Here is a 25,802-nt window from a genome sequence, read left to right as displayed (position 1 = left end):
TCATCGACGATCACCAGGGCAGCATCAAAGCGAAGACAGCAGATTGGCGGCTTCCTGCTTCAACGTCCCGTCCGCCTCGGCCACCAGTTCCTCCAGCACTTCGCGTGCGCCATCCTTGTCGCCCATGTCCAGATAAACGCGGGCCAGATCCAGCTTGGTCGACAGCGGATCGTCCGATACCGACAGGCCCTCGGTGCTGACTGCCGGAGTTTCCGGATTATCCAGGCCGAAATCGAAATCGACGCTATTGGCATCCGGCCCGGCTGCGGCCAACGTTTCCAGCGGGCTGCCGTCGCTTGACGGTGCATCCAGCTGGAAATCGAAGTCCAGCATGTGCTTGCTCTCTTCCGGCTCCGGCTCGGCCGGCGCCGGCGTTGCCACTACTTCCTCGGCATCGGCGAGCAGGTTTTCGATGTCCAGCTCCGGTGCCAGTGCCTTGGGTGGCGCATCTGCCGCGAACGGATCATCGCCGAGCAGGGCTGTGCGCAGCGGGTCATCATCCACAACCGGCGCTGCCGGTTCGGTTGCCGCGGCCGGCATATTGCCCATCAGCTCGCTATCGAGATCGATATCCACCGGTGATACGGCGGGAGCACTGTCGGATACCGCGTCGGCGGCAACGACAGTACCGCCATACAGCGCATTACCCGGGTCGATACCGCGCCCCAGCCTGGCAACTTTGTCCCACAGTGTGCCCTGCCCGCCCAGTGCGTCATGCAGCGGCCTGGCATGCAATTCAAAAGCGGCACGATCCTGGCGTGACGCGTAGATTTCCAGCAACTTGGCTCGCACATCGTGCAGGGTCGGGTCTTTCGCCAGCGCTTCTTTCAGGATTTCCTCGGCCTGTTGATCGCGGCCGTAGGCAAGATAGACCTCGGCCTCGGCAATCGGATCGACATCACCGGCCTCGGCACCACCGCTACCGCTACGGGTAAAGTCAGTGAGGAAGGTATTGCCGGCAGTTACCGGGTCGGTGTGCGACGGCTGCAGCGGCGACTTGCGCAAAAGGTTGGCCGCATCGCCCTGGCCTGCGGCGCCGGCCCGGCGGCGGCGGCGGCGGCGCAGCATGATGATGGCTGCCAGTCCCAGCAATACCGTGGCCAGAGCGCCGCCGATCAGCGGCAGGTAGGCCATTACCCGGTCCAGCAACGGCTCGCCATGCTCCTCGGCAGCCGGTACCGGCTGCGAGGCGGCCGCTGCCTGCAGCGCATTGAGGCGTTTCTCCAGTTCGGCAATCTTCTGCTGTGCCTGCTGCAGCTGCAGTGCCTGTGCCGTGGCCGTGGCCGTGGCCGTGGCCGTGGCAGAAGTATCCGGCACCGGCGCCGAAGCGGTAACCGGCTCCAGCTTTACCACTTGCTCTGTTGTCGGCTTGGCCTGCCCGGCAGTCGCGGCAGGAGCCGCGGCCGGCGCTGCGGCAACAGGCGCCGCCCCGACCTGCGGTGTTCGCCCGGCAGCGAGTATGCTGTTGCTGCGTTCGCGCCCCAGGGCACGGATTTGTGACAGCGGCGGCACCCTCAGGCGTGCGCCTGCGCGCAACTGGTCGGGATTGCCGGCGACGAAGGCCTGCGGATTGGCCTCCAGCAGCGCGGCCATCACCTGGCGCAGCGAAACATTCGGCAGCGCCAGCGACGCCGCCAGCTGGTGCAGGGTCTGCCCCGGCCGCACGCGGACACGATCCGGCGGCAAACGATCGGCAGCGGCATGTTCGTGACTTGGCAGTAGCGGCAGTGCGGCGGCGGCCGGCGCAGGCCGTTCAGCCTGAGGCCGGACGGCGGCCGGCACCGGGGCCTGGCTGGATGGCAGCGCATAATCGACCGGGTCCAGCAGCACGGTGTACTCGCGCACCGAACGGCTGCCCGGCATTTTTGCTTCTACCACGAAGCGCAGATAGGGTTCGCTGATCGGCGCCAGCGACGTGACCCGGATATACGGCCGGCCGTTGGCGCGCAGGGCCAGCGTGAAGCGCAGGCTGCTCAGCAGCGGCGCGTAATCGACTTTCAACTCGCGAAAGGTATCCTGGGAGGCCAGGCCGACCCGCTGCACATCGCCATCCGGGCCGCTCAGCTCGATCTCGGCACGCAACGGTTCGCCAAGATTGGACTTGACGACCACCCCCCCCAAACCTGCCCAGGCTGCAGAAGAAAATGCCACTGACAGCAGTAATACGCTCAGTTTTTTCTTGGCCAGCATTCTTTTTTGCTACCTTTCGGTGTGTTGTTTGCTCTGACGCTGTTGCCGCTCATTTATCCGCCATCTGCTTCGGCAAGGCTGCCGGCGATTATCAAACCGGCCTGATAAATTTTGCAAGCGGACAGCCGGCTCAGTATAGCGACATACTACCTTGAGATTCCGGCTCAGGCAAAATAGCCACGCTTCATCAAGGCTGCGGCCAGCGCCACGCAAGGCTCTGCGGCGCCGGCGCGGACATTGTCGGCCGCCAGCCAGAACGACACGCTACCGCCAGCAGTCTGCCGCACACGGCTGACCCAGACCGCCTCGTTGCCGGACGCTTCCAGTGGCGTGACATAAGGCAGTTCGCCACGCGGATCGTCGACGATTTGCAGGCCGCCGGCGGCCAGCAGTTCGCGCGCCTTGTCCGCAGTCAGCGGGTCGCGGGTCTGCAGCGTCACCGCCCAGCCGTGACCGAAGAAGACCGGTACCCGCACGCAGCTGGCCTCGACCCGCAGCGCCGGTTCGGCCAGCACCTTGTGCAGCTCGTCGACCAGCGACTGCTCTTCTTCGCTGCTGCCCTGCTCGTCGACGTCGCCGATCAGCGGCAGCACGTTGAAGGAGATGCGCTTCTGGTAGACCTCCAGCTCGATGTCACGGGCGCCAAACAGCGCGGTGGTCTGATTGGCCAGCTCTTCCAGCGCGGCGCGGCCGGTGCCGGATACCGACTGGTAGCTGGCGATGGTGACCCGCTCCAGACCGCAGGCCTGCAGTGCGGCCAACGCCTTGGCGACCGGTGTCACCGTGCAGTTCGGCACCGCCAGCAGCAGGCCTTCGCCGAGATCGTCCAGCGCGGCGTCGTTGATGCCGGGCACCACCAGCGGCACGTCCTCGGACAACCGGTACACCGAACTGAAGTCGATCACGGCGCAACCGGCGTTGCGTGCTTCCGGCACGAAGCGGCGCGACAGTTCACTGCCGCCGACAAAGATCGCCAGTGAGGCGTTGGCAAAGTCAAAGTCATCCACCGTGGCCACATCCAGCTCAAGATTGCCCAGCGACACGGTTTCGCCGTCCTTTTCCGCCACATCCAGCGCAAACACGCGGCCGACAGGCAACGCACGTTCGGCCAGCAATTCAAGCACGGCCTCGCCAACCAGCGAGGTGGCACCAACAACAGCAATACGCAGGGTTTCAGACATTCATTTATCCAGTTCTAGAAAACAGAAAGGGCGCCGCTGGCGCCCTTGGCTAACAGTATCGCACTATTTTAGCGTTCAATCAGGATCCGTAACATACGGCGCAGCGGTTCGGCCGCGCCCCACAGCAGCTGGTCGCCGATTACGAAGGCCGACAGGTACTCGCCGCCCATGTTCAGCTTGCGCACGCGGCCGACGCCGATCTGCAGACCGCCGGTGATGGCGGCCGGGGTCAGTTCCTTGACGGTGATGTCGCGGTCGTTCGGCACCCACTTCACCCAGTCGTTGCCGGACTTGATGATGGCCTCGATCTCGTCCAGCGGCAGGTCTTTTTTCAGCTTCACGGTCAGCGCCAGGCTGTGGCAGCGCATGGCGCCGATGCGCACGCACAGGCCGTCGACCGGGATGGTCGTAGCGGTGCCCAGAATCTTGTTCACCTCGGCCTGGCCCTTCCACTCTTCCTTGGACTGGCCGTTGTCGAGCTGCTTGTCGATCCACGGGATCAGGCCGCCGGCCAGTGGCGCGCCGAAGAACTCGGTCGGCACGTCTTCGCGGATGGTGGCGGCAACCTTGCGGTCGATGTCGAGAATCGCGGACGACGGGGTGGCCAGTTCGTCGGCGACCGCGGCGTGTACCACGCCCATGCCCTTCAGCAGTTCGCGCATGTGGTTGGCGCCGCCGCCGGAGGCCGCCTGGTAGGTCATCGAAGACACCCACTCCACCAGGCCCTCGCGGAACAGGCCGCCCATACCCATCAGCATGATGGAGTTGGTGCAGTTGCCGCCGATGAAGTCCTTGACGCCGCTGGCCAGGCCCGCTTCGATCACGTTGCTGTTGACCGGGTCGAGCACGATGATGGCGTTGTCTTCCATGCGCAGCGTGGAGGCAGCGTCGATCCAGTAGCCGTTCCAGCCGGCCTCGCGCAGCTTGGCGTACACCTCGGTGGTGTAGTCACCGCCCTGGCAGGTAACGATGGCGTCCATCGCCTTCAGCTCGTCGATATTGCGCGCGTCTTTCAGCGGCGGTACGTCGCGGCCAACGTTGGGAGCGGCGCCACCGACATTGGAGGTCGTGAAGAACACCGGTTCGTCGATAACGGCAAAATCATTCTCTTCCAGCATGCGCTGCATCAGCACGGAACCGACCATGCCGCGCCAGCCAACAAAACCTACTCGCACGATAATTCTCCTGAATGTCTTGGGTGTTTGAAACTGTCTCGCCAGTCATCTCTTGACAGACCGGCTTTATGTAGTGATCAGCCCCATTGTGCAGGGCAACAGCGGCACGCACAATGGGGCTGACGTTTTTTATTCAAACGACATTAAAGATGCGAATTACAAGGCTGCAACCACCGCGTCGCCCATGCCGGAGCAGCTGACTTTCTCGCAACCGGCCTCGAAGATATCGGCGGTGCGATAGCCCTGCGCCAGCACCGTTTTCACCGCGCTTTCCACACGCTGGGCGGCAGCTTCCTGGTTGAAGGTGTAGCGCAGCATCATCGCCGCCGACAGGATGGTGGCCAGCGGGTTGGCCAGGTCCTTGCCGGCGATGTCCGGTGCCGAGCCGTGGCTGGGCTCGTACAGGCCCTTGTTGTTCTGATCCAGCGATGCCGACGGCAGCATGCCGATGGAGCCGGTGAGCATCGAGGCCTCGTCGGACAGGATGTCGCCGAAGATGTTGCCGGTCACCATCACATCGAACTGCTTCGGGTTGCGCACCAGCTGCATCGCGGCGTTATCGACGTACATGTGGCTCAACTCCACCTGCGGGTACTCGCGCGCCACGTCGATCATGATCTCCTTCCAGAACTCGGTGGTTTCCAGCACGTTGGCCTTGTCCACCGAGCACAGCTTCTTGCCGCGCTTCATGGCGATGCCGAAGGCGACATGGGCGATGCGGCGGATTTCGCCCTCACTGTAACGCATGGTGTTGTACGCCTCGCGCTCGCCCAGCTCGTTGACGGCGATACCGCGCGGCTGGCCGAAGTAGATGTCGCCGGTCAGCTCGCGCACGATCATGATGTCGAGACCGGACACCACCTCCGGCTTCAGCGTCGATGCGTTGGCCAGCTCCGGGTACAGGATGGCCGGACGCAGGTTGGCAAACAGGTTGAGGTCCTTGCGGATCGCCAGCAGGCCGCGCTCGGGCCGTAGCGGGCGATCCAGATTGTCGTAAGCGGGGCCGCCGACGGCACCGAGCAGCACCGCGTCGGCGTCGCGACACAGGTTCTGCGTGAACGACGGGTAGGGATGGCCGAACTCGTCGTAGCCGGCGCCACCCAGCGGCGCCTGCTCCATCTCGATCGGCAGGCCGTCGCTGCGCAACACTTCCAGCACGCGCTGCGCCTGGGCAATGATTTCCGGACCGATGCCGTCACCTGGCAACACTGCAATTTTCATGATTTCTCCTTGGCTTTCGATTGCCCTGCTTCTACGCCGGTGCCGCCATCTTCGCAGAACCGGTCCAGCAATAATTTTTCACACAGTTTGAACAGCACCCAGGCCAGCATCGCGCCGTAGCCCAGCAACAGCAGCTCCAGTGACTGCTGCAGCGCACCGTCCATCGCTGCCTGCCAGCCCACCGCCAGCCACAACTCGGCATTGCGCTGCAGCAGGAACACCAGGTTGAAGGTCAGCACCCCGAACAGGAAGAAGCTCGCTCCCAGCAGCAAGAAACACAGTAGCGGATGCCGTGACAGCCAGGCGGTCAGACGACGGCGCATGTTGCGGCCAACCTTGTGCCGACTCAGGCAAACAGCCACGGCTGCGCCGCGCGGTGCTTGCTCTCGAACGCCTTGATCTCGGCTTCGTGCTTCAGCGTGAGGCCGATCTCGTCCAGGCCGCCGAGCAGGCAGTGCTTGCGATGCTCGGTGATGTCGAAGGCAAACACCTTGCCGGACGGCGTGGTGATGGTCTGCGTTGGCAGGTCCACGTTCAGCATGTAGCCTTCGGTCGCTGCGCATTCGCGGAACAGCTGGTCGACCACTTCCGCCGGCTGCACGATGGGCAGCAGACCGTTCTTGTAGCAGTTGTTGAAGAAGATGTCGGCGAACGACGGCGCGATCACCACGCGGAAGCCCTGGTCTTCCAGTGCCCACGGCGCGTGTTCGCGCGAAGAGCCGCAGCCGAAGTTCTCGCGCGCCAGCAGTACCTGCGCACCGGCATAGCGCGGGAAGTTGAGCACGAAGTCCGGATTCAGCGGCCGCTGGCTGTTGTCCATGCCCGGCTCGCCGTGGTCGAGGTAGCGCCACTCGTCGAACAGGTTGGGACCGAAGCCGGAACGCTTGATCGACTTCAGGAATTGCTTGGGGATGATGGCATCGGTATCGACGTTGGCGCGATCCAGCGGGCACACGAGGCCGTCAAGGGTGGTAAATGCCTTCATTGTGCTGCCCTTTCAATGGCGGAACCTGCGTTTCTGAGATCCTGGCCGACACCGGCCACGGTATTGCATCCGGTGACTGCCGCCAGCAAGGCCAGCGCAGTCAGAAGTCGCATTGTCATGTCTGTATCTCCTGGCTGTGGCCCGCTTACAGCGCGCGAATGTCGACGAAGTGGCCGGCCACCGCGGCGGCGGCAGCCATCGCCGGGCTGACCAGGTGGGTACGGCCGCCCTGGCCCTGACGGCCTTCGAAGTTGCGGTTGGAGGTGGAAGCGCAACGCTCGCCCGGTTGCAGGCGGTCGGCGTTCATCGCCAGACACATTGAGCAACCCGGCTCGCGCCACTCGAAACCGGCGGCCACGAACACCTTGTCCAGCCCCTCCTGTTCCGCCTGCGCCTTCACCAGACCGGAGCCCGGCACCACCAGCACCTGTTTGACGTTGGCCGCCTTGCTGCGGCCCTTGGCCACCGCGGCGGCTTCGCGCAGGTCTTCGATGCGGCTGTTGGTACAGGAGCCGATGAACACGATGTCCACCGGAATCTCGTTGATCGGGGTGTTGGCCTGCAGGCCCATATAGGCCAGCGCGCGCTCCATGCTGCCCTTCTTCACCGGATCGCTTTCCTGCGCCGGGTCCGGCACACGGCCGTTGATGTCGGTCACCATTTCCGGCGAGGTGCCCCAGGTTACCTGCGGCTGGATGGCGGCGGCATCGAGCACCACCACCTCGTCAAACTGCGCGCCGTCGTCGCTGTGCAAGGTGTTCCAGTACGCCACGGCGGCGTCCCACTGTTCGGCCTTCGGCGCGAACGGACGGCCCTTCACGTAGTCGATGGTCTTCTGGTCCACCGCCACCAGGCCGGAACGGGCGCCGGCTTCGATGGCCATATTGCACAGGCTCATGCGGCCTTCCATCGACAGCTCGCGGATCGCTTCGCCGCCGAACTCGATGGCGTAGCCGGTGCCGCCGGCGGTGCCGATCTTGCCGATGATCGCCAGCGCCACGTCCTTGCCGGTGATGCCGGCCGGCAGCTTGCCGTCCACGCGCACCAGCATGTTCTTGGATTTCTTCGCCACCAGCGTCTGGGTGGCCATCACGTGCTCGACCTCGGAGGTGCCGATGCCGTGCGCCAGCGCGCCGAAGGCACCGTGGGTGGAGGTGTGGCTGTCGCCGCACACCACGGTCATGCCCGGCAGGGTGGCGCCCTGCTCCGGCCCCATCACGTGCACGATGCCCTGGCCCTTGTCCTTGAACGGGAAGTAGGCCAGCGCGCCGAAGGCCTTGATGTTGGCATCCAGCGTTTCCACCTGCTGGCGCGAGATCGGGTCCTTGATGCCCTCGTCCCAGTGGTCGGTCGGGGTGTTGTGGTCGGCGGTCGACACCACCGAGTCCACGCGCCACAGCGGACGATTGGCCAGCTTCAGGCCTTCGAAGGCTTGCGGGCTGGTCACTTCGTGGACCAGATGACGGTCAATATAGAGCAATACGGTGCCGTCTGCTTCTTCGTGCACCACGTGGCTGCTCCACAGTTTGTCGTAGAGGGTCTGTGCGGTCATGGTTCTGCTTTCCCGATGAGTTTGCCGACAACATTCCGGCAGTGGATCCGGTCATTCTGTCACGTCCGCCCCAGGCGGAACAGGCCGTTGCGGCCAACCTTGAGCCGGCCGCGGGCCGTGCGTAGTGGCCCTATCATTGATCAAGCCGGTTCCTAGTACAAGATAAGCATTTATACTAGTAGTGTTACTACCAAGCTAAGCCGCCCACACCATGAACGACGAGCGCACCACCAGCCCGCTGGGCGACTTTATCCGCAGCCACCGCGAGCGCATGTCGCCGCAGCAGGCCGGCCTGCCCGCCGGCAGCCGCCGCCGCGCCAAGGGCCTGCGCCGCGAGGAGGTCGCCGCGCTGTGCGGCATCAGCCCCACCTGGCTGACCTGGATCGAGCAGGGCCGCACGCAGTCGGTATCGGCCGCCACGCTGGCACGACTGGCCGATGCGCTGCTGCTGAGCCGCGCCGAACGCGACTACCTGTTCAACCTCGCCGGGCAGAAGAATCCGGACGACGCCCATCTCGCCAGCGATCCGGAGGCACAGCAGGCGCTGGCGCTGGCGGTCGGCAAAATCGATGGCCCGGCCTATGTGCTGGACGCCTTGTGGTTCGTGCCGGCGTGGAACGCACAGGCCGCCACCCTGTTTTGCGGCTGGCTGGACCAGCCGGAGCCACGCCACAACCTACTGCATTTCATGTTCCTTCACCCGCTGGCGCCGCAGCTGGTCGACGACTGGCCGATGCGGGCGCGGCGCATGGTGGCGGAATTCCGCGCCGAGATCAGCGCCCGCCGCGATGACGGCGAAGTCGGCGCCCTGCTCGACGGCCTGCGCCGGCAGAGCAGCGACTTCGACAGCCTGTGGCGGCAGCAGGACGTGCAGGGGCGCGAAGGCGGCGAGCGCGCGTTCAAGCACGCGCAACTGGGACGGGTGATTTACCAGCAGCTGACGCTGCGGCTGGCCAACGCACCAGGACTGAAGCTGGTGATGCTGCTGTCGAGCTGAGGGCGGTGCTGCGGCCAACCTTTGGCCTCAGCCGCGCGCCGGTGTCCGCAGCCAGCGCCAGCACACCAGCACGCCGAGGAAGGTCACCAGCGCGGATACGGCAAAGGTCAGCGTCACCCCGCCATGCGGCCACAGTACACCGCCGAGCAGGCCGCCGGCACTGCCGCCGACGCCGAAGGAGGCGATCACGTACAGGCCCTGGCCGCGCGCCTGGTGCTGCTCGGCAAAGTAGCGGTGGATCAGCCCCACCGCCGCCGCGTGATGCACGCCGAAGGTGAAGGCGTGCAGCGTCTGCGCGAACACCGCCACCGCCGGCTGCGCCAGCAGCAGCGCAATCAGCACAAAGCGCAGCGCGGTCACCAGCAGGGACGCCAGCATCAGCTGCTCCAGCGCGAAGCGCGCCATCAGCCGCGGCATCAGCAGGAAGACGCCGATCTCGCAGATCACCCCCACCGACCACAGCCAGCCGATGGCGCTCTTGCCGTAGCCGGCCTGCTGCAGGCCGATCGAATAGAAGGTGTAGTAAGGCCCCATGCCGAAGGCGAGCAGGAAGCAGCAGGCGAACAGCGCCAGCACCTGCGGCCGGCGCAGGGTGCCGGCAATCGACTGCCGCACAGCACTGCGCGGCGCGGCCGCCACCTCTGGCACGAACCAGGCGGCCAGCGCAATCAGCAGCAGCAGCGCCAGCACCGCCCACGGCAGATTGCGCAGCCCGATCAGCTCCAGCAGGGCGCCGCCGACCAGCGACAGCGTGACAAAGCCGATCGAGCCCCACACCCGCACCCGGCTGTAGCGCCCCGGCGTGGCGCGCGTCAGGTGCGCGGTACTGGCCTCGACCAGCGGCAGCGCCGCCGCCCAGAAGAAGTGCGATACCGCCAGACTGACGAACACCCACCAGAAGCCGTTGTCTAGCCCGACAAAGGCGAACGCCAGCGCCGATAGCAGCGAGGTCGACAGGATGATGCTGCGCCGCCGGCCACGCCTGTCGGCCAGCCAGCCCCACAGCCCCGGCGCCACGATGCGCGCCAGCGTCGACAGCGCCATCAGCACCGAAATCTGCACCGTGCTGAACGCCAGCGACTCCAGATACAGCCCCCAGAACGGGCCGAACAGCCCCTGGAAGGCGAAATAGCTGAAGTAGAACGCGGCGAACGGACGCAGGTCGGCAACGGCGGGCATGGCAGATTTTTCTCTCAGGCAAAGGCGAAAACAGGCGCGGGGCGGCATGATAGCGCCATTGCCGGCTCCCGCCTACCGCTCACCAGCCGTCCTTGAAACGGGAGATGTCGCGGCGCGCCTTTTTCGTCGGCCGGCCGTCACCGTGCGGATAGCTGGCGTGTTCGGCCTTTTGCAGCGCGATCTGGTGTTCGCGCGCAGTCACCGACGCCTCGCTCTCGCTGTACAGCAGCTGCGCCTCCCTGGCCGGCCGCCGTTGCGTCGCCAGCGCCAGGATGGTGACCTTGTACTCCAGCCGCTCGATGCGGATCAGCAACTCGTCGCCCTCCTTCGCCACCCGCGAGCCCTTGACCCGCTCGCCGCCGACCAGCACCCGCCCCAGCTCCAGCGCCTCGTGCGCCAGCTGCCGCGTCTTGTAAAAGCGCGCCGCCCACAGCCACTTGTCCAGCCGCACCTTGTCGTCATCCGCCGTTGCGGCCAACCTTGCCTTGCTCATGGCGCGACCTGCCACTCAGCCTGCAGCAGCCCCGGCAGCGCCAGCTGCAGGCGATCGCCGCCTTGCAGCCGGCCCACCCCTTCCGGCGTGCCGGTAAACACCAGGTCGCCGGCGCGCAGGCCGTAGACGTGCGACAGATAGCTGACGATGGTCGCCACCGGAAACTGCATCCGCGCGGTATCACCTTGCTGGCGCAACTCGCCGTTGATGATGAGGCTGAACTGCAGTCGCACCGGATCGGCGACAAGGTTGGCCGCAACGAAATCCGACACGCAGGCGGCGCCGCGAAAACCCTTGCCCTTGGCCCACGGCAGCCCCTTGGCCTTCGCCGCCGACTGCACGTCGCGCGCAGTCAGATCCAGGCCGAGGCCGTAGCCGGCGATGCAGGACAGCGCCGCGGCCTCGTCGACGTGGTCGGCGTCCTTGCCGATCAGCAGCACCAGCTCGCACTCGTAGTGCACGTCCTGCGAGTAGTCCGGCAGCACGATGGGGCTGCCCTCATGCAGTAGTGCCGCGTTCGGCTTCAGGAACACCACCGGTTCGCTTTCCACCGCGTTGCCAAGCTCGGCGGCATGGGCCGCGTAATTGCGCCCGATGCAGAACACCGTATTCACCCGCTGCGCGGTCCCCGACAGCTGCACGTACATGAATGTTTCCTTTTCTGAAGTGATAGGGCCGGACCGGCAACGGGCACGGCGCGACCACTGCCGCAGTATGATTTTCCTGCCGCCGCAGGGCAACCTTGCCGCTGCAACAGCTCGCCATCGGCCAGCAGCTGACGCATCGCAACATACCAGACGCATCAAACCGGTTATACTTACGTCATTATCCGTACCACCAGCCTGGCCGGGCCGGCATGGCACCGGCGGGCCCGCAACGCCATTCCTGCGCCGCAACAATAAGGCGCTGTGTTTTGTCATAAAGCGGTGGTACAGTCGTAACCATCTACCGACAGTGCCAGCAAGAAAACAGCCTGTACGCAGGGCGGGATGGTGCTTGATCGTCTTTCCACTTTCGAAGGAGAACCAATGAGCCAGGAAACCCCCAACCCGCTGGACAGCTTTTTTGCCAACCTGTCCGAGGCCAATCAAAAGTGGATGCAGCAGTTCGTCAACTCCATGAGCAGCGGCCTGACGCCGCAAGATGCCGCCAACCCGATGGCCGGCGCCTGGAACCAGATGGTCAACAACGCCACCCAGTTCATCGCGATGCAGAACAGCCTGTACCAGCAGCAGATGAACCTGTGGATGCAGTTCCTGGGCCAGAATGGTGCCGCCGCGGCCCCGGCGGCCAGCACTGACCGCCGTTTCTCGGCACCGGAATGGAACGAGCATCCGTTCTACAGCTTCATCAAGCAAAGCTACCTGCTGACCTCGAAATGGATGACCGACCTCGCCGACCAGACTCATCTGGAAGGTGAAGACAAGGAACGACTGGCCTTCATCACCCGCCAGTACATCGACGCCATGGCGCCGACCAACTTCATGCTGACCAATCCGGAAGTGATCAAGCAGGCCATCGAGACCAAGGGCGAGAGCCTGGTCGAAGGCATGAAGAACATGATGGAAGACATCCAGAAGGGTCACATCTCGATGTCGGACGAGACCAAGTTCGAGATCGGCAAGAACATTGCCTGCACCCCGGGCGAAGTGGTGTTCCGCAACGACCTGATGGAGCTGATCCAGTACACGCCGACCACCGGCGAAGTCTACGAGAAGCCGCTGCTGATCGTGCCGCCGTGCGTCAACAAGTACTACCTGATGGACCTGCAGCCGGAAAACTCCATGGTGCGCCACTTCGTCGCCCAGGGTTACCGCGTGTTCCTGGTGAGCTGGAAATCGGCGACCCCGGAGATGAAGCAGTACCAGTGGGACAACTACATCGAGGAAGGCGTGATCGCCGCGGCTGAAGCGGTACGCAAGATCACCAAGCAGAGCAGCATGAACGCGCTGGGCTTCTGCATCGGCGGCGTGATCCTCACCACCGCGCTGTGCGTGATGGAAGCGCGCGGCCTGAACTACATCGATTCCGCCACCTTCATGACCTCGCTGATCGACCATACCGATCCGGGCGAGATCAAGGTCTTCCTCGACGACAACTTCTTCAAGGGCCGCGAGGCCAAGCTGGCCGCCGGCAACGGCGGCATCGTCAGCGGCAAGGATCTGGGCCGCACCTTTGCCAGCCTGCGCGCCAACGATCTGGTGTGGAACTACGTGGTCAACAACTACCTGCTGGGCAAGACCCCGCCACCGTTCGACCTCTTGTACTGGAACAACGATGCGGTGGATCTGCCGATGCCGATGCACACCTTCTTCCTGCGCGAGTTCTACGACCGCAACGCGCTGACCCAGCCGGACAGCATCACCCTGTGCGGCGTGAAGATTGACATCCGCAAGATCAAGGTGCCGGTGTACATCTTCGCCGCGCGTGAAGACCACATCGTGCCGTGGAAATCGGCCTTCGACGGCGTCAAGTTCCTGGAAGGCGCCGCCTCGCGCCGCTTCGTGCTCGGCGCCTCCGGCCACATTGCCGGCTCCATCAACCCGGTGACCAAGGACAAGCGCAACTACTGGGTCAACGAAACGTTGGCCGCAGACGCTGACACCTGGCTGGAAACCGCGCAGAGCATGCCGGGCAGCTGGTGGAAGGATTGGGACGGCTGGCTGGCACCGCAGTCCGGCAAGAAAGTGGCCGCACCGAAGGCAATGGGCAGCAAGGAATTGCCGCCGCTGTGCCCGGCACCAGGTCTGTACGTGCAGGCCAAAGCCATGCCGCAACTGGCGGCCATGCAGTAATCAACCCGGTTCATGATTGTGCTACAGTGCTTCTTGTGCATCGCACAACAGCACTGTAGCCAATCCAATAACAAGCAAACACATTCGTGGAGAAACTCTCATGCAAGATATCGTGATCGTTGCCGCCCTGCGTACCGCTGTCGGCAGCTTTGGTGGTTCGCTGTCCAAAATCCCGGCACCGGAGCTGGGTGCAACCGTTATCAAGGGTTTGCTGGAGAAGACCGGCGTGCAGCCGGAAGCAGTGAGCGAAGTGATCCTCGGTCAGGTGCTGACCGCCGGCGCCGGCCAGAACCCGGCTCGCCAGGCGCTGATCAAGGCCGGCCTGCCGGTGTCGACCCCGGCCTCCACCCTCAACGTGGTATGCGGCTCCGGCCTGCGCGCCGTGCACCTGGGTGCCCAGGCCATCGCCAACGGCGATGCCGAGATCGTGATCGCCGGCGGCCAGGAAAGCATGTCGCTGTCGCCGCACATCCTGCCAGGCTCGCGTGACGGTTTCCGCATGGGCAACGCCCAGCTGGTGGACACCATGGTCGCCGACGGCCTGACCGACGTCTACAACCAGTACCACATGGGCATCACCGCCGAAAACGTGGCCGCCAAGTACGAGATCAGCCGCGACGAGCAGGATGCGCTGGCACTGGCGTCGCAGAACCGCGCCGAAGCTGCACAAAAAGCCGGCAAGTTCGTCGACGAAATCGTGCCGGTACTGGTACCGCAGCGCAAGGGCGACCCGGTGGCCTTCGCCAGCGACGAATACATCAAGGCCGGCACCACCGCCGAAACCCTGGCCAAACTGCGCCCTGCGTTCAAGAAGGACGGCACCGTCACCGCTGGTAACGCCTCCGGCATCAACGACGGCGCCGCCGCGGTGATGCTGATGACCGCCGCCAAGGCCGCCGAACTGGGCCTGACGCCGCTGGCCACCATCAAATCCTACGCCCTCACCGGCTGCGCGCCGGAAATCATGGGCATCGGCCCGGTAGCCGCCACCCGCAAGGCGCTGGACAAGGCCGGCTGGAAAGTGGAAGACCTCGACCTGGTGGAAGCCAACGAAGCCTTCGCCGCACAGGCACTGGGCGTGGCGAAAGAGCTGGGCTGGAGCGCCGACAAGGTCAACGTCAACGGCGGCGCCATTGCACTGGGTCACCCGATCGGCGCTTCCGGCTGCCGCGTGCTGGTCACCCTGCTGCACGAAATGCAGCGTCGCGATGCCAAAAAAGGCCTGGCGACCCTGTGCATCGGTGGCGGCATGGGCGTGGCGCTGGCGGTAGAACGCAAGTAAGCCAGTCGCAAGCCAAACCAAGCCGGAGCCTGCTCCGGCTTTTTTCATGCCCTATTCATTTACAGAAAGACAGACTATTGCGCCAATTGGCAAAATAATTTGCACAAAACACCCCGCCATCGCAGAATGCATACAATCTCCCATCGAGAAGCATGATGACGCACACCATCCCTACCCGCCTGGCCGCCCTGCGCCGCCACATGCAGCAGCAAGGCATCGCCGCCTGCCTGATTCCGTCCTCCGATCCGCACCTGTCCGAGTACCTGCCGCCGTACTGGCAGGGCCGGCGCTGGCTGTCCGGCTTTCACGGCTCGGTCGGCACCCTGATCGTCACCGCCGGTTTTGCCGGCCTGTGGGCCGACAGCCGCTACTGGGTGCAGGCGGAACAGGAGCTGGCCGGCAGCGGCATCGCGCTGATGAAGATCCAGACCGTAGCGCAGCCGCTGCATCTGGACTGGCTTGCGGCCAACCTTGGCGCTGGCGACGTACTGGCGGTGGATGGCGACGTGCTGGCCCTGGCCAGCGCCCGCGCGCTGCAGGACAAGCTCTTCGCCGCCGGCATCACGCTGCGCAGCGACCTCGACCTGCTGCAGGCGGTGTGGCCGGATCGCCCGCCGCTGCCGGGCCAGCCGGTGTACGAACACCTGCCGCCCTACGCCGCCACCCCCCGCGCCGACAAGCTGGCCGCGGTGCGCGACGCGATGCGGCAGCACGGTGCCAGTCACCATTTCCTCTCCACGCTGGACGACATCGCCTGGCTGCTGAACCTGCGCGGCAGCGACGTCAGTTACAACCCGGTGTTCGTCGGCCACCTGCTGCTGAACGACCGTGGCGGCATCCTGTTCGTCGGCGACGGCAAGATCGACGCTGGGCTGGCGCAAAGGTTGGCCGCAGACGGCATCGCCGTCGCCGATTACGGTCAGACCAAGGCCGCGCTGGCAGCCTTGCCGGCGGACAGCCGCCTACTGCTGGACCCGCGCCGCGTCACCCTCGGCCTGCGTGCCGCGCTGGCGGCCAACGTTGCCGTGATCGAGACCATCAACCCCAGCACCCTGCTCAAGTCGCGCAAGAGCGAGGCCGAGGCGCAGCACGTGCGCGACACCATGGTGCAGGACGGCGTGGCGCTGGCCGAGTTCTTTGCCTGGTTCGAGGGCGCGGTCAACCGCGAGGCCATCACCGAGCTGACCATCGACGAGCAGATCACCGCCGCGCGCGCGCGCCGCCCCGGCTTCGTATCACCCAGCTTCGCCACCATCGCCGGCTTCAACGCCAACGGCGCACTGCCGCACTACCGCGCCACCGCGGCGCACCATTCCGCGATCGAGGGCAACGGCCTGCTACTGATCGATTCCGGCGGCCAGTATCTGGGCGGCACCACCGACATCACCCGCGTGGTGGCGGTGGGCCAGCCCAGCGCCGAACAGAAGCGCGATTTCACGCTGGTGCTGAAGGGCATGATTGCCCTGTCGCGCACGCAGTTTCCGCAGGGCACGTTGTCGCCGATGCTGGACGCGCTGGCGCGCTCGCCAATCTGGCAGCACGGCATCGACTTCGGCCACGGCGTCGGCCACGGCGTCGGCTATTTCCTCAATGTGCACGAAGGGCCGCAGAGCATCTCGCGCTCGCAGCCGGAAGCGAGCATGGCGATGCAGCCGGGCATGATCACCTCCAACGAGCCGGGCATCTACCGCCCTGGGCAGTGGGGGGTGCGCATCGAGAACCTGCTGCTGAACGTGGCCGCCGCCAGCAACGCGTTCGGCGACTTCCTGCGCTTCGAGACGCTGACGCTGTGCCCGATCGACCTGCGCTGCGTCGAACCCGCGCTGCTGAACCAGGAGGAAACCGACTGGCTCAACGACTACCACCGCCACGTGCGCGAACGGCTGGCACCGCAGCTGGACGGCGCGGCGCTGGACTGGCTGCAGCAGCACACCCGCACACTGTAAACAGCCGCACAAGGTTGGCCGCAGGCTTGCGGCCAACCTTGTTGGCTGCCGCACCATAACGCCACATTGCTCATCGCCGCCTGTAGTAAACTGGTGCCCCGGCCCGATCAGGCTACCGATATGCGATACTCCTTTCTTGTCCTGTTCCTGCTGCTGACCGGCTACAGCCCGCCGGGGCACACGCTGGCGATCTACACCGAAGACTGGCCGCCGATCAGCTTCCGCAACAAGCAGGACGCCGCCGCCGGCATGGCGGTGGAAGTGGTGCAGGAACTGCAAAAACGCACCGGCAACCGCGACACCATTCAGGTACAGCCGTGGGCACGCGCCTACCAGCACCTGCTGAGCGAACCGGACGTGCTGCTGTTCACCGTGGGCCGCAATGCCGAGCGCGAAGGCCGGATGACGCTGCTGGGACCGGTGGCGATCTCCAGCACCGACGTGTTCGCGCTGCGCGAACAGGCACAGCTGCTGCGTGACATGGGCGACGTGCGGCGGCGGCTGCCGACCGCAGCCTATCGCGGCAGCATTTTCGAGAGCACCGCGCGGGCGCACGGCTACAACGTCACCGCCACCACCGACCCTCAGCACTCGGCCAAGATGCTGCTGGCCGGCCGCGTGCGGCTGTGGGCGGAGGGCAATATCGTGGTGCCACAAGTGCTGCAGCGGCTGGGCATGGCCGACAACGCGGTGGAGCGCATCGCGACGCTGGATTCGCTGGCGCTGTACCTCGCCTTCTCCAGGGGCACGTCGCGACAGCAGGTGCTGGCCTGGGAGCAGGCGCTGCGCGACATGAAGCGTGACGGCAGCTTCCAGGCCATCCACAAGCGCTGGTTCCCGCTCAGCGCGCCGCCGCTGGAGGTATTCCGCGTCGGGCTGGAGCCGTAAGCCCGGCCGTGCAACGACCATGAAAAATCCCGCTGTCAGACAGCGGGATTTTTCGTGGCAAAGCCGGCCGGATCAATCAGGCCTTGACCACCTTGGCAATCGCTTCGGCCACGTAGCCGATGTTCTTGCTGTTCAGTGCCGCCAGGCAGATACGGCCGGTGGAAACGGCGTAGATGCCGAACTCTTCCTTCAGGCGCTCGACCTGGGCCACGGTCAGACCGGTGTAGGAGAACATGCCGCGCTGCTTGATCACGAAGCTGAAGTCCTGCGCCACGCCCTGGGCCTGGATCGCTTCCACCAGTGCCACGCGCATGGCGCGGATGCGCTCGCGCATGCCGGCCAGTTCGTCTTCCCACTGCTGGCGCAGTTCCGGGCTGGACAGCACCGCCGCCACCACCGCACCGCCGTGGATAGGCGGGTTGGAGTAGTTGGTACGGATCACGCGCTTGAGCTGCGACAGCACGCGCGCGGATTCTTCCTTGCTTTCGGTCACGATGGACAGCGCGCCGACGCGTTCGCCGTACAGCGAGAAGCTCTTGGAGAAGGAGCTGGACACGAAGAACTGCAGGCCGGAGGCGGAGAACAGGCGCACCGCCACCGCATCAGGCTCGATGCCGTCGGCAAAGCCCTGGTAGGCCATGTCGAGGAACGGCACCAGACCGCGGCTGCGGCAGGCGTCCACCACTTCCGCCCACTGGGCGTCGGACATGTCGGCGCCGGTCGGGTTGTGGCAGCAGGCGTGCAGCACGATCACGGAACCGGCGTCCAGGCCCAGCAGGAAGGCCTTCATCGCCTCGAAGTTCACGCCACGGGTGGCGGCGTCGTAGTACGGATAGTTTTCCACGATGAAGCCGGCGGATTCGAACAACGCGCGGTGGTTTTCCCACGACGGGTTGCTGATGTAGACCTTGGCGTCGGCATTCAGGCGCTTCAGGAAGTCGGCACCGATCTTCAGGGCGCCGGTACCACCCAGCGCTTCGGCAGTCACCACGCGGCCGGCGGCGGTCAGCGCGCTGTCGGCGCCGAACAGCAGGTTCTGTACTGCCAAGGTGTAGGCGGCCGGGCCTTCGATCGGCTGGTAGCCACGCGGCGGCATCGCTTCCAGACGTACCTTTTCGGCGGCCTTCACGGCGGCCAGCAGCGGGATCTTGCCATTGTCGTCGTAATAAACGCCGACCCCCAGGTTGACTTTCGTCGGACGGGTATCGGCGTTGAAGGCTTCGTTCAGGCCAAGAATCGGGTCGCGCGGCGCCATTTCCACGGCGGCGAAGATCGAAGAGGACATGCGGGGCTCCAAAGTGTTGAATTGCTTGCTGCCGGCGGTGTACGGGTCGCCACCAGCCGGCAGACAGGGTGACAAAATCCGGATGCAGAAGTCTATCACGAGGCATCGCGCCGCGCTGCGGCAAGCAGCTTGACGTTTGTGCCGCAGGCTTGCGCCGATACGCGCCAGGGCGGCACATCCTGCCATGCCGGTGGCCATGACTGCCGGCCGCGCGCTCCCGGCAGGTGCAGCCGGGCAGCATTGTGTCAATTCCGTCTGGTAGCCATTGCGGCCAACCTTGCACGCCGGCGCCCTGCCCGCTGCGGCAGCCGGCGGACGCATGCTACCATCGCGCTTTCCCTGTCCGGCCCGGCCCCTCATGCACATCGTACGCTTTGCCGACTGCCCGCCCAGCCCGTGGAAGAACGGCGGCGGCATCACCCGCCAGCTGCTGATCCGCCCCGCTGCGGCCAACCTTGACGACTTTGCACTGCGCGTCAGCGTCGCCGATATCGACAGCGACGGCCCGTTCTCGCGCTTTGACGGCATCGACCGCACCCTGACGCTGCTGGAAGGCGGCGGCCTGCAACTGCAGCGCGACGGTGCGCCACTGGCCACGCTGCACGCGGACAGCCCGCTGCTGCATTTTGTCGGCGAATGGCCGATCAGCAGCCAGCGCCTGGCCGGCAAGGTGCGCGATTTCAACATCATGACCCGGCGCAGCCAGTGCCGGCACCGTGCCGAACGGCTGTCGCTCGACGGCAGCCTGACGCTGGCACACGACGGCCCGCTGCTGCTGCTCTTGGCACAGGGCGACGCGGTGACGGTGAACCGTGACGGGGCCAGCGACACGCTGCAACCGTTCGACCTGCTGTGGCTGAAGCATGCCGGCACGCTGCAACTGCACAGCGACAACGCCTGCCAGCTGCTGCTGGCGCATGTCGTGTTTGCTGGCGAGAGGGGCGACGGCGATGCCTGACGACATCGCCTCGCCCTGCGTCAAGCAGTGCCAGCTCGATGCCAGCGGCCGCTACTGCACCGGCTGCCTGCGCACGCTGGCGGAGATCAGCGGCTGGGGCTCGGCCAGCAAGGCGCAGAAACAGGCGGCGTTGCAGCGCATCGCCAGCCTGCGCCAGCCCTTGCCGCTGCGCGAGCTGCACTGTGGCCGTTGCGGCCAACCTTTCCACTGCGGCGGCGACAACGGCGGCTGCTGGTGCATGACCCTGCCGCCGCTCGCCAGCGCCGATGGCGGCGGCGACTGCCTGTGCCCGGCCTGCCTGCAAAGGTTGGCCGCAACGCGCTAGCCACTTACTTCAGCATGTCGTAGGCCAGTTTCAGGATCAGCACGCTGACCAGCAGCAGGAACAGGATGCGCACGAAGCCGGCGCCCTTGCGCATCGCGATGTGCGAGCCGACCATGGCGCCGGCGACATTGCACACCGCCATCGGCAGCGCGTAGCCGAACAGCACGTTACCGGTCGGGATGAAGAAGCTCAGCGCCGCGATATTGGTCGACAGGTTGACCACCTTGGCCGAGGCCGAGGCGTGCAGGAAGTCGAAGGCGAAAAAGCGCACGAACAGGAACATCAGGAAGCTGCCGGTGCCCGGCCCGAACAGGCCGTCGTAAAAGCCGATGGCGCCGCCGATCAGCAGGCCGACCACCAGCTCGCGGCGGCCGATCGCCACCGGCGCGTGCACCGCGCCCAGGGTCTTCTTGCGGAAGGTGTACACCGCCATCACGATCAGCAGCACCAGCACCAGCGGCCGCATCACCGCCGCCGGGATCAGGCTCACCGCCGCCGCGCCGGCGAACGACATCACGAACGCCGCCGCCGCCGCCGGCAGCACCAGCCGCCACGGGATGGTGACCTGACGCAGGTAGGAACGGGCCGCCGACAACGTGCCCATCGCCGAGGCCATCTTGTTGGTGCCGAACAGCGCCGGCACCGAGGCATTCGGCAGCGCATTGAACAGCGCCGGGATCTGGATCAGGCCGCCACCGCCGACGGCGGCGTCGATCAGACCGGCAAGAAACGCAAACGCGCACAGAAACGACAAAGTCAACATCAATAGCATTCCGGACGTGGCAAGCCGGCCATTGTACCCCCGCTGCCGGAGCCGCAACAGAACAGCCTGTTCCGTTACTGCCGTGACGATGTAGTGCTTCGCTTACAGCAGTCTCTGCCGCAGAATGGGCGGCAAACTTTCCACTCACCGCCTGACCTCTCCGGTAGCACGCCATGGATACCACGCAACTGGGCTACCTCGCCGCCCTGCTCACCACCGGCAGCTTTTTGCCGCAGGTACTGCACACCCTGCGCACCCGCGACACGCGCAGCATTTCATTATCGATGTATCTGATGTTCGTGTGCGGCACCGGCACCTGGCTGCTGTACGGCCTCTCCATCGCGGCGCTGCCGGTGGTGCTGGCCAACGCGCTGACGCTGCTGCTGTCCTCGGTGATCCTGGTCATGAAACTGCGCGAGGTCGTGCGCACGCGCACAGCAAAAAGCGCGCCGTAGCGCGCCCTGTCATCCGCTTGCGGCCAAGCTTTAGCGCCGCACCGCCAGCAGCGGCTCCAGCAGGCCGCTGAGCCCCATCCAGATAATCTGCACCCCCAGGCACAGCAGAATGAAGGCGGTCAGGCGCAGGAACACCACCGAACCAGTCTGCCCCAGATAGCGGAACAGCTTGTCGGCATTGCGCAGGCACACCCAGATCGCCAGGCAAATGGTGGCCACCGCCGCCAGGCTCGCCACCGGCGCGATGGTGTAGCGCGCCAGCGCGGAACCGGTGCCGGTCAGCGAAGCGCCGATGGTGATCGCCACCGAAATCGAACCCGGCCCCACCGTCAGCGGAAAGGTCAGCGGATAGAACGCGCGCTGCTTCAACGCCTCGCGGTGCTCGCCCTGCGCCAGCTGCGGCGACGCCTCCGCCGGCGCGTCGTTGAGCATGCGCCAGGCGGCGATGGTGATCAGCAGGCCGCCGGATACCTGCACCACCGGCAGCGACACGCCGAAGAATTCCAGCACCACGCCACCGATATACATGCTGCCCAGCAGCAGCAGGAAGCAGTAGATCGCGATCCGCCGCGCCAGGAACGCGCGCTGCGCATTGCTGTTGTGCGAGGTCAGCGAGATGAAAAACGGCACCAGTCCGGGTGGATTGATGATGGGCAGCAGCGCCGCCAGCACGAACAGGTACTTGCTCACAAACAGGGACAGCATCGGGGTCATGGCCGGAAAACTCGCAGGGTGGGGGGACGGTCGCCGGATTCTAGCATTGCTTGCCCGCCGCCATGCCAGCAGCGTGCATGGCCACGCGATCGGCGCGGCACAAATACCGGTTTGCACGTAAAATCAGCGCATGAACGACCTGTTTGCCAAAGAACCTCACAAGCCGCTGGCCGAAGCGCTGCGGCCAAGCTCGCTCAACGACGTCATCGGCCAGCAACACCTGATCGGCAGCGGCAAGCCGCTACGCATGGCGATCGAGGCGCAAGTGCCGCACTCGATGATCCTGTGGGGGCCGCCCGGCGTCGGCAAGACCACGCTGGCGCGCATCCTCGCCGGCGCCTTCGACGCCGATTTCATCCCGCTGTCGGCGGTGCTGTCCGGCGTCAAGGACATCCGCGAGGCGGTGGAACGCGCCCATGCCACGCTGCAACGCAGCGGACAGCGCACCATCCTGTTCGTCGACGAGGTGCACCGCTTCAACAAAGCTGTCAACCACTATATAAATCAACAACTTAAAAAGTTGATTGTGCAATTATTTGTGCTTCCCCGTTGTTCAATGGGGGTGAAACATGGCTGATCTGTTCGCACAAGAGCCTGTTGCACCACTGGCAGAAGCACTCCGTCCCAAGACTTTGGATGAGGTGATCGGACAGTCCCATCTACTGGGTGAAGGCAAGCCTTTGAGATTGGCTTTCCTGTCTGGGAAACCTCACTCCATGATTTTTTGGGGCCCACCTGGTGTTGGGAAGACCACTCTTGCAAGGCTGACTGCTACAGCCTTTGACTGTGCATTCATAGCACTGTCTGCGGTGTTCTCTGGTGTCAAAGACATCAGGGGTGCGATGGAACAAGCAGAACAGAACCTTGCTCAAGGCAAGCACACCATTCTGTTTGTGGATGAAATTCACAGGTTCAATAAGTCCCAACAAGATGCTCTTCTTCCCTACGCAGAAAGTGGCTTGGTTACTTTCATAGGGGCCACAACTGAGAATCCATCTTTTGAAGTGAACTCTGCCCTGCTATCTCGTGCTCAGGTCTACGTGTTGAAGTCTTTGACAGAAGATGAGTTGAAGCTACTGCTAAAACGGGCACAAGAAAAAGCGCTTGATGGACTGGTATTTGATGACTTGGCACGTGACACCATCATTGGCTATGCCGATGGTGATGCAAGAAGGTTCTTGAACTTGCTGGAACAGTGCAAAACAGCTGCTGGCGCGGCAGGTGTTCGAAAGATTGATGCTGACTTCATCCAGAATGCTTTGACCTTGAATTCAAGGCGTTTTGATAAGGGTGGAGACAACTTCTATGACCAGATTTCAGCCCTGCACAAGTCTGTTCGTGGCTCCAATCCTGATGCTGCTTTGTATTGGCTAACAAGGATGTTGGATGGTGGGGCTGATCCAAGGTATCTATCCAGAAGAATTGTCAGGATGGCCTGGGAAGACATTGGACTTGCTGATCCAAGAGCCATGCAGATAGCCAACGATGCGGCTACAACCTTTGAACGGTTAGGAAGTCCTGAAGGTGAGTTGGCACTTGGACAGGCGGTGATTTACCTAGCTGTAGCTGCCAAGAGCAATGCTGGCTACAACGCCTACAACCAAGCAAGGGCCTTCGTGAAGCAAGACAAGAGTAGAGAAGTCCCTGTTCATCTCCGCAATGCGCCAACAAAGTTGATGAAGGAACTCGGTTACGGTCATGAATACCGGTATGCTCATGATGAACCCAACGCCTACGCTGCCGGTGAGACATACCTACCTGATGGGATGGATGAACCAGGGTGGTACCAGCCGGTGCCAAGAGGCTTAGAAATCAAGATTGCTGAAAAGCTTACGCTCCTGCGGAAGTGGGATGAAGAAGCGAAAAGTAAGAAAAGGTAAGTGAACCATTTTCGGAGGAATAATGGCAGAGACAATAAACATCGCAAAAATGGCTGAAAAGCTCTCAAAGGGGATTTTTATGGAGTTCCTTTGGGGGAGAATGGAGCATACCAATATAAATTGGTCTTGCGAGAATCAAGATAAGCACGATGTAAAGACACATCCTTCAGATGTCGTTTTTTGGTATGACGAGCCTTATTCTCAATCCAGAACCTACGTGAATTGCGACCTAAAAAGCTACGCCAAGGGTTCAATTACAGCCACGAAAATCCGTGAAGCCATAGAGAGTCTAGCCAAGACATTGAGTTGTGCTGAAGTTAGTCAAAACTTCAGTGATACGTATATTCATCAAGATGTTTCACCAAACATCCAGGGAATGCTTTTTGTCTACAATCACGACAAAGAATATGACAATGAATTTTCAAAAATACTAGACAAAGTCAAAAGTGAAGATCTCGACATACCCAAGGGTTCAAAGATTGTGGTTTTTGGCCCTGAAGATATCTTTTGGCTGAACAATGTTCATCATGAGATTATTCACCTAAGAGGTGGCGCTGGATTGCTTCCAGAGAGAGACTTTTGCAAGTTCTTCTACCCCCCATTAATTAGAAAGAAGAATGTGCAGCCCGACAATGCCAAAGCTGCCACCTTGGAAATGCTAACTGCACCTTGGATCATTCTTTCGTACACCAACCCTAAGAAAGAAAATAGAAAGGGCTTCGTGGTATTCATGCGCAAGCGGGGGCATACAGTTGATGAGTTTTTATACTTAATTGAATACCTTGTTCATCACCATGTTATCAAAAGTGGTCACGAAGTGACTATTCGCATCCTAGACCCACATCCTAATTCATCTCCAAATTTTTCAAAGGCAAAAGACCAGTATATTGCCGACTATGAAGGTGGAGAAGAATTTAGACAGATTCTTGATGCTATAGACATGGGAAAGCTTGAGCATATCCGTACCGATTTTTGCGAACTGGAGTTATCACGACAATGATTAAGAATACACTCCAATATTGTGCGACTGATAAAGAAATCTATGATGCTTTGATGTCAGCAAAACAAAAGATTAGCGAAAAAATACTTCTAGAACTTGCCAAGGATAGAGGAATCTTCTTTTCTGCCAAAGACAGTCGTGAAGAACTGATCAGTGCAATTTCCCTCCTTCCTCACGATTATCATGACCTCAATACCTTGCTTGAGCAACGCGAACACTCCGGGCGGCAGGAGAAACTGACATCAGTCACTCTGCCTGAAGCCCTGACTGTTGAGGAGATCAAGGAAGTCCTAAAGGAATACACAACGGAGTCACCACCAGACGAGAAAGTTACTCACCACGCAAAGGGCAATCAACAAGTTGTTGCTACAGTCAAGTATTCTGATATTGATTATGGCAAGACCCGACTGGTTCAGAGAACCCCCAAAGAAGCTGGGATTGAGTTTCATATAGAGAAGGATAAAACGGTCGTCCGCATGCCCGCAAACGACCGTAGCAAGCTTATATTCGGAAAACTGAAAGACAAACTTGATGCGAA

General features: G+C 63.1%; 26 protein-coding genes. 12 read left to right on the top strand and 14 right to left on the bottom strand.

What is annotated here, in order from left to right; all coding sequences use genetic code 11:
• Positions 1-24: 24 nt before the first annotated feature.
• The 8 genes from IE083_RS08065 to leuC all read right to left on the bottom strand — a co-directional run bounded on the left by IE083_RS08065 (position 25) and on the right by leuC (position 8,304).
• Complete coding sequence (locus IE083_RS08065) at positions 25-2,190, bottom strand: motility hub landmark protein FimV (protein ID WP_189353097.1); 2,166 nt, start codon at positions 2,188-2,190, stop codon at positions 25-27.
• A gap of 164 nt (positions 2,191-2,354) precedes the next feature.
• Entirely contained in the window at positions 2,355-3,371 is a 1,017-nt protein-coding gene (locus IE083_RS08060) for an aspartate-semialdehyde dehydrogenase (RefSeq protein WP_189353096.1), read from the bottom strand.
• A 68-nt stretch (positions 3,372-3,439) separates the two neighbouring features.
• Positions 3,440-4,546 carry an aspartate-semialdehyde dehydrogenase gene (gene asd / locus IE083_RS08055; RefSeq protein WP_229799656.1) on the bottom strand — a complete coding sequence of 369 codons (1,107 nt, stop codon included), beginning with the start codon at positions 4,544-4,546 and terminating at the stop codon, positions 3,440-3,442.
• 156 nt (positions 4,547-4,702) lie between these two features.
• Positions 4,703-5,767 carry a 3-isopropylmalate dehydrogenase gene (gene leuB, locus IE083_RS08050; protein WP_189353095.1) on the bottom strand — a complete coding sequence of 355 codons (1,065 nt, stop codon included), beginning with the start codon at positions 5,765-5,767 and terminating at the stop codon, positions 4,703-4,705.
• A complete protein-coding gene (locus IE083_RS08045) occupies positions 5,764-6,090 on the bottom strand; it encodes a hypothetical protein (protein ID WP_189353094.1) in 327 nt (108 codons plus the stop codon). The genes leuB and IE083_RS08045 overlap by 4 nt, the downstream gene beginning before the upstream one ends.
• A 23-nt stretch (positions 6,091-6,113) precedes the next feature.
• Positions 6,114-6,752 (bottom strand): 3-isopropylmalate dehydratase small subunit, encoded by a 639-nt coding sequence (leuD, locus tag IE083_RS08040; protein WP_189353093.1) that lies wholly within the window; start codon positions 6,750-6,752, stop codon positions 6,114-6,116.
• Complete coding sequence (locus IE083_RS08035) at positions 6,749-6,871, bottom strand: entericidin A/B family lipoprotein (RefSeq protein WP_082133711.1); 123 nt, start codon at positions 6,869-6,871, stop codon at positions 6,749-6,751. Before IE083_RS08035 ends, leuD begins: the two co-directional genes overlap by 4 nt.
• 26 nt (positions 6,872-6,897) lie before the next feature.
• On the bottom strand, positions 6,898-8,304 hold the full coding sequence (gene leuC, locus IE083_RS08030; protein WP_189353092.1) for a 3-isopropylmalate dehydratase large subunit: 1,407 nt from the start codon (positions 8,302-8,304) through the stop codon (positions 6,898-6,900).
• 211 nt (positions 8,305-8,515) lie between these two features.
• On the opposite strand from leuC, the gene IE083_RS08025 reads away from it, so the two are divergent.
• Complete coding sequence (locus IE083_RS08025) at positions 8,516-9,301, top strand: helix-turn-helix transcriptional regulator (protein ID WP_189353091.1); 786 nt, start codon at positions 8,516-8,518, stop codon at positions 9,299-9,301.
• A gap of 27 nt (positions 9,302-9,328) precedes the next feature.
• On the opposite strand, the gene IE083_RS08020 is transcribed toward IE083_RS08025, so the two are convergent.
• From IE083_RS08020 to IE083_RS08010, 3 genes are all read right to left on the bottom strand, one after another.
• Positions 9,329-10,480 carry an MFS transporter gene (locus IE083_RS08020; RefSeq protein WP_189353090.1) on the bottom strand — a complete coding sequence of 384 codons (1,152 nt, stop codon included), beginning with the start codon at positions 10,478-10,480 and terminating at the stop codon, positions 9,329-9,331.
• A gap of 79 nt (positions 10,481-10,559) precedes the next feature.
• The gene (locus IE083_RS08015; RefSeq protein WP_189353089.1) at positions 10,560-10,973 is read right to left on the bottom strand and encodes an RNA-binding S4 domain-containing protein; all 414 of its coding nucleotides are present in this window, start codon (positions 10,971-10,973) and stop codon (positions 10,560-10,562) included.
• On the bottom strand, positions 10,970-11,620 hold the full coding sequence (locus tag IE083_RS08010; RefSeq protein ID WP_189353088.1) for a fumarylacetoacetate hydrolase family protein: 651 nt from the start codon (positions 11,618-11,620) through the stop codon (positions 10,970-10,972). Before IE083_RS08010 ends, IE083_RS08015 begins: the two co-directional genes overlap by 4 nt.
• A 381-nt stretch (positions 11,621-12,001) precedes the next feature.
• Here IE083_RS08010 and IE083_RS08005 point away from each other — a divergent pair, with 381 nt between their 5' ends.
• From IE083_RS08005 to IE083_RS07990, 4 genes are all read left to right on the top strand, one after another.
• Positions 12,002-13,768 carry a PHA/PHB synthase family protein gene (locus IE083_RS08005; protein WP_189353087.1) on the top strand — a complete coding sequence of 589 codons (1,767 nt, stop codon included), beginning with the start codon at positions 12,002-12,004 and terminating at the stop codon, positions 13,766-13,768.
• A gap of 100 nt (positions 13,769-13,868) precedes the next feature.
• Complete coding sequence (locus tag IE083_RS08000) at positions 13,869-15,050, top strand: acetyl-CoA C-acetyltransferase (protein WP_189353086.1); 1,182 nt, start codon at positions 13,869-13,871, stop codon at positions 15,048-15,050.
• 155 nt (positions 15,051-15,205) lie between these two features.
• Positions 15,206-16,996 carry an aminopeptidase P family protein gene (locus tag IE083_RS07995; protein WP_189353136.1) on the top strand — a complete coding sequence of 597 codons (1,791 nt, stop codon included), beginning with the start codon at positions 15,206-15,208 and terminating at the stop codon, positions 16,994-16,996.
• A 120-nt stretch (positions 16,997-17,116) separates the two neighbouring features.
• Positions 17,117-17,884: a substrate-binding periplasmic protein gene (locus IE083_RS07990; RefSeq protein WP_189353085.1), complete on the top strand. Its 768-nt coding sequence runs from the start codon at positions 17,117-17,119 to the stop codon at positions 17,882-17,884.
• A 76-nt stretch (positions 17,885-17,960) separates the two neighbouring features.
• Here IE083_RS07990 and IE083_RS07985 read toward each other — a convergent pair whose 3' ends face one another.
• The gene (locus IE083_RS07985; protein ID WP_189353084.1) at positions 17,961-19,169 is read right to left on the bottom strand and encodes an amino acid aminotransferase; all 1,209 of its coding nucleotides are present in this window, start codon (positions 19,167-19,169) and stop codon (positions 17,961-17,963) included.
• A 358-nt stretch (positions 19,170-19,527) separates the two neighbouring features.
• Between IE083_RS07985 and IE083_RS07980 the strand changes: the two genes are divergently transcribed.
• Positions 19,528-20,127 carry a HutD/Ves family protein gene (locus IE083_RS07980; protein ID WP_189353083.1) on the top strand — a complete coding sequence of 200 codons (600 nt, stop codon included), beginning with the start codon at positions 19,528-19,530 and terminating at the stop codon, positions 20,125-20,127.
• A complete protein-coding gene (locus tag IE083_RS07975) occupies positions 20,120-20,452 on the top strand; it encodes a cysteine-rich CWC family protein (RefSeq protein ID WP_229799655.1) in 333 nt (110 codons plus the stop codon). Before IE083_RS07980 ends, IE083_RS07975 begins: the two co-directional genes overlap by 8 nt.
• A 4-nt stretch (positions 20,453-20,456) precedes the next feature.
• Here IE083_RS07975 and IE083_RS07970 read toward each other — a convergent pair whose 3' ends face one another.
• A complete protein-coding gene (locus IE083_RS07970; protein WP_189353081.1) occupies positions 20,457-21,215 on the bottom strand; it encodes a sulfite exporter TauE/SafE family protein in 759 nt (252 codons plus the stop codon).
• A gap of 173 nt (positions 21,216-21,388) precedes the next feature.
• On the opposite strand from IE083_RS07970, the gene IE083_RS07965 reads away from it, so the two are divergent.
• A complete protein-coding gene (locus IE083_RS07965) occupies positions 21,389-21,670 on the top strand; it encodes a SemiSWEET transporter (protein WP_120811049.1) in 282 nt (93 codons plus the stop codon).
• 30 nt (positions 21,671-21,700) lie between these two features.
• Here IE083_RS07965 and IE083_RS07960 read toward each other — a convergent pair whose 3' ends face one another.
• Positions 21,701-22,375, bottom strand: coding sequence for a MarC family protein (locus IE083_RS07960; protein ID WP_053068126.1), 675 nt, complete (start codon positions 22,373-22,375; stop codon positions 21,701-21,703).
• A gap of 139 nt (positions 22,376-22,514) precedes the next feature.
• Between IE083_RS07960 and IE083_RS07955 the strand changes: the two genes are divergently transcribed.
• The 4 genes from IE083_RS07955 to IE083_RS07940 form a co-directional block, all read left to right on the top strand.
• Entirely contained in the window at positions 22,515-22,961 is a 447-nt protein-coding gene (locus tag IE083_RS07955) for an AAA family ATPase (RefSeq protein WP_189353080.1), read from the top strand.
• Positions 22,954-24,264 (top strand): replication-associated recombination protein A, encoded by a 1,311-nt coding sequence (locus tag IE083_RS07950; RefSeq protein WP_189353079.1) that lies wholly within the window; start codon positions 22,954-22,956, stop codon positions 24,262-24,264. The genes IE083_RS07955 and IE083_RS07950 overlap by 8 nt, the downstream gene beginning before the upstream one ends.
• A gap of 22 nt (positions 24,265-24,286) precedes the next feature.
• Positions 24,287-25,264, top strand: coding sequence for a PD-(D/E)XK nuclease domain-containing protein (locus IE083_RS07945; protein WP_189353078.1), 978 nt, complete (start codon positions 24,287-24,289; stop codon positions 25,262-25,264).
• On the top strand, positions 25,261-25,802 hold a 542-nt coding region (locus IE083_RS07940; protein WP_229799654.1), incomplete at its 3' end, for a hypothetical protein. The genes IE083_RS07945 and IE083_RS07940, both read left to right, overlap by 4 nt.

Source organism: Vogesella fluminis (assembly GCF_014652335.1).
GTDB classification, from domain to species: Bacteria; Pseudomonadota; Gammaproteobacteria; order Burkholderiales; family Chromobacteriaceae; genus Vogesella; species Vogesella fluminis.
The sequence above is the reverse complement of the archived record's forward strand: the minus strand, read 5'-3'. Positions and strand labels throughout refer to the sequence as shown.

Bases quoted from the DNA above. Each gene is read 5' to 3' on its own strand.
- IE083_RS08065 (WP_189353097.1), bottom strand. From the start codon at position 2,190: ATGCTGGCCAAGAAAAAACTGAGCGTATTACTGCTGTCAGTGGCATTT.
- IE083_RS08060 (WP_189353096.1), bottom strand. From the start codon at position 3,371: ATGTCTGAAACCCTGCGTATTGCTGTTGTTGGTGCCACCTCGCTGGTT.
- leuB (WP_189353095.1), bottom strand. From the start codon at position 5,767: ATGAAAATTGCAGTGTTGCCAGGTGACGGCATCGGTCCGGAAATCATT.
- IE083_RS08045 (WP_189353094.1), bottom strand. From the start codon at position 6,090: ATGCGCCGTCGTCTGACCGCCTGGCTGTCACGGCATCCGCTACTGTGT.
- leuD (WP_189353093.1), bottom strand. From the start codon at position 6,752: ATGAAGGCATTTACCACCCTTGACGGCCTCGTGTGCCCGCTGGATCGC.
- IE083_RS08035 (WP_082133711.1), bottom strand. From the start codon at position 6,871: ATGACAATGCGACTTCTGACTGCGCTGGCCTTGCTGGCGGCAGTCACC.
- leuC (WP_189353092.1), bottom strand. From the start codon at position 8,304: ATGACCGCACAGACCCTCTACGACAAACTGTGGAGCAGCCACGTGGTG.
- IE083_RS08025 (WP_189353091.1), top strand. From the start codon at position 8,516: ATGAACGACGAGCGCACCACCAGCCCGCTGGGCGACTTTATCCGCAGC.
- IE083_RS08020 (WP_189353090.1), bottom strand. From the start codon at position 10,480: ATGCCCGCCGTTGCCGACCTGCGTCCGTTCGCCGCGTTCTACTTCAGC.
- IE083_RS08015 (WP_189353089.1), bottom strand. From the start codon at position 10,973: ATGAGCAAGGCAAGGTTGGCCGCAACGGCGGATGACGACAAGGTGCGG.
- IE083_RS08010 (WP_189353088.1), bottom strand. From the start codon at position 11,620: ATGTACGTGCAGCTGTCGGGGACCGCGCAGCGGGTGAATACGGTGTTC.
- IE083_RS08005 (WP_189353087.1), top strand. From the start codon at position 12,002: ATGAGCCAGGAAACCCCCAACCCGCTGGACAGCTTTTTTGCCAACCTG.
- IE083_RS08000 (WP_189353086.1), top strand. From the start codon at position 13,869: ATGCAAGATATCGTGATCGTTGCCGCCCTGCGTACCGCTGTCGGCAGC.
- IE083_RS07995 (WP_189353136.1), top strand. From the start codon at position 15,206: ATGACGCACACCATCCCTACCCGCCTGGCCGCCCTGCGCCGCCACATG.
- IE083_RS07990 (WP_189353085.1), top strand. From the start codon at position 17,117: ATGCGATACTCCTTTCTTGTCCTGTTCCTGCTGCTGACCGGCTACAGC.
- IE083_RS07985 (WP_189353084.1), bottom strand. From the start codon at position 19,169: ATGTCCTCTTCGATCTTCGCCGCCGTGGAAATGGCGCCGCGCGACCCG.
- IE083_RS07980 (WP_189353083.1), top strand. From the start codon at position 19,528: ATGCACATCGTACGCTTTGCCGACTGCCCGCCCAGCCCGTGGAAGAAC.
- IE083_RS07975 (WP_229799655.1), top strand. From the start codon at position 20,120: ATGCCTGACGACATCGCCTCGCCCTGCGTCAAGCAGTGCCAGCTCGAT.
- IE083_RS07970 (WP_189353081.1), bottom strand. From the start codon at position 21,215: ATGTTGACTTTGTCGTTTCTGTGCGCGTTTGCGTTTCTTGCCGGTCTG.
- IE083_RS07965 (WP_120811049.1), top strand. From the start codon at position 21,389: ATGGATACCACGCAACTGGGCTACCTCGCCGCCCTGCTCACCACCGGC.
- IE083_RS07960 (WP_053068126.1), bottom strand. From the start codon at position 22,375: ATGCTGTCCCTGTTTGTGAGCAAGTACCTGTTCGTGCTGGCGGCGCTG.
- IE083_RS07955 (WP_189353080.1), top strand. From the start codon at position 22,515: ATGAACGACCTGTTTGCCAAAGAACCTCACAAGCCGCTGGCCGAAGCG.
- IE083_RS07950 (WP_189353079.1), top strand. From the start codon at position 22,954: ATGGCTGATCTGTTCGCACAAGAGCCTGTTGCACCACTGGCAGAAGCA.
- IE083_RS07945 (WP_189353078.1), top strand. From the start codon at position 24,287: ATGGCAGAGACAATAAACATCGCAAAAATGGCTGAAAAGCTCTCAAAG.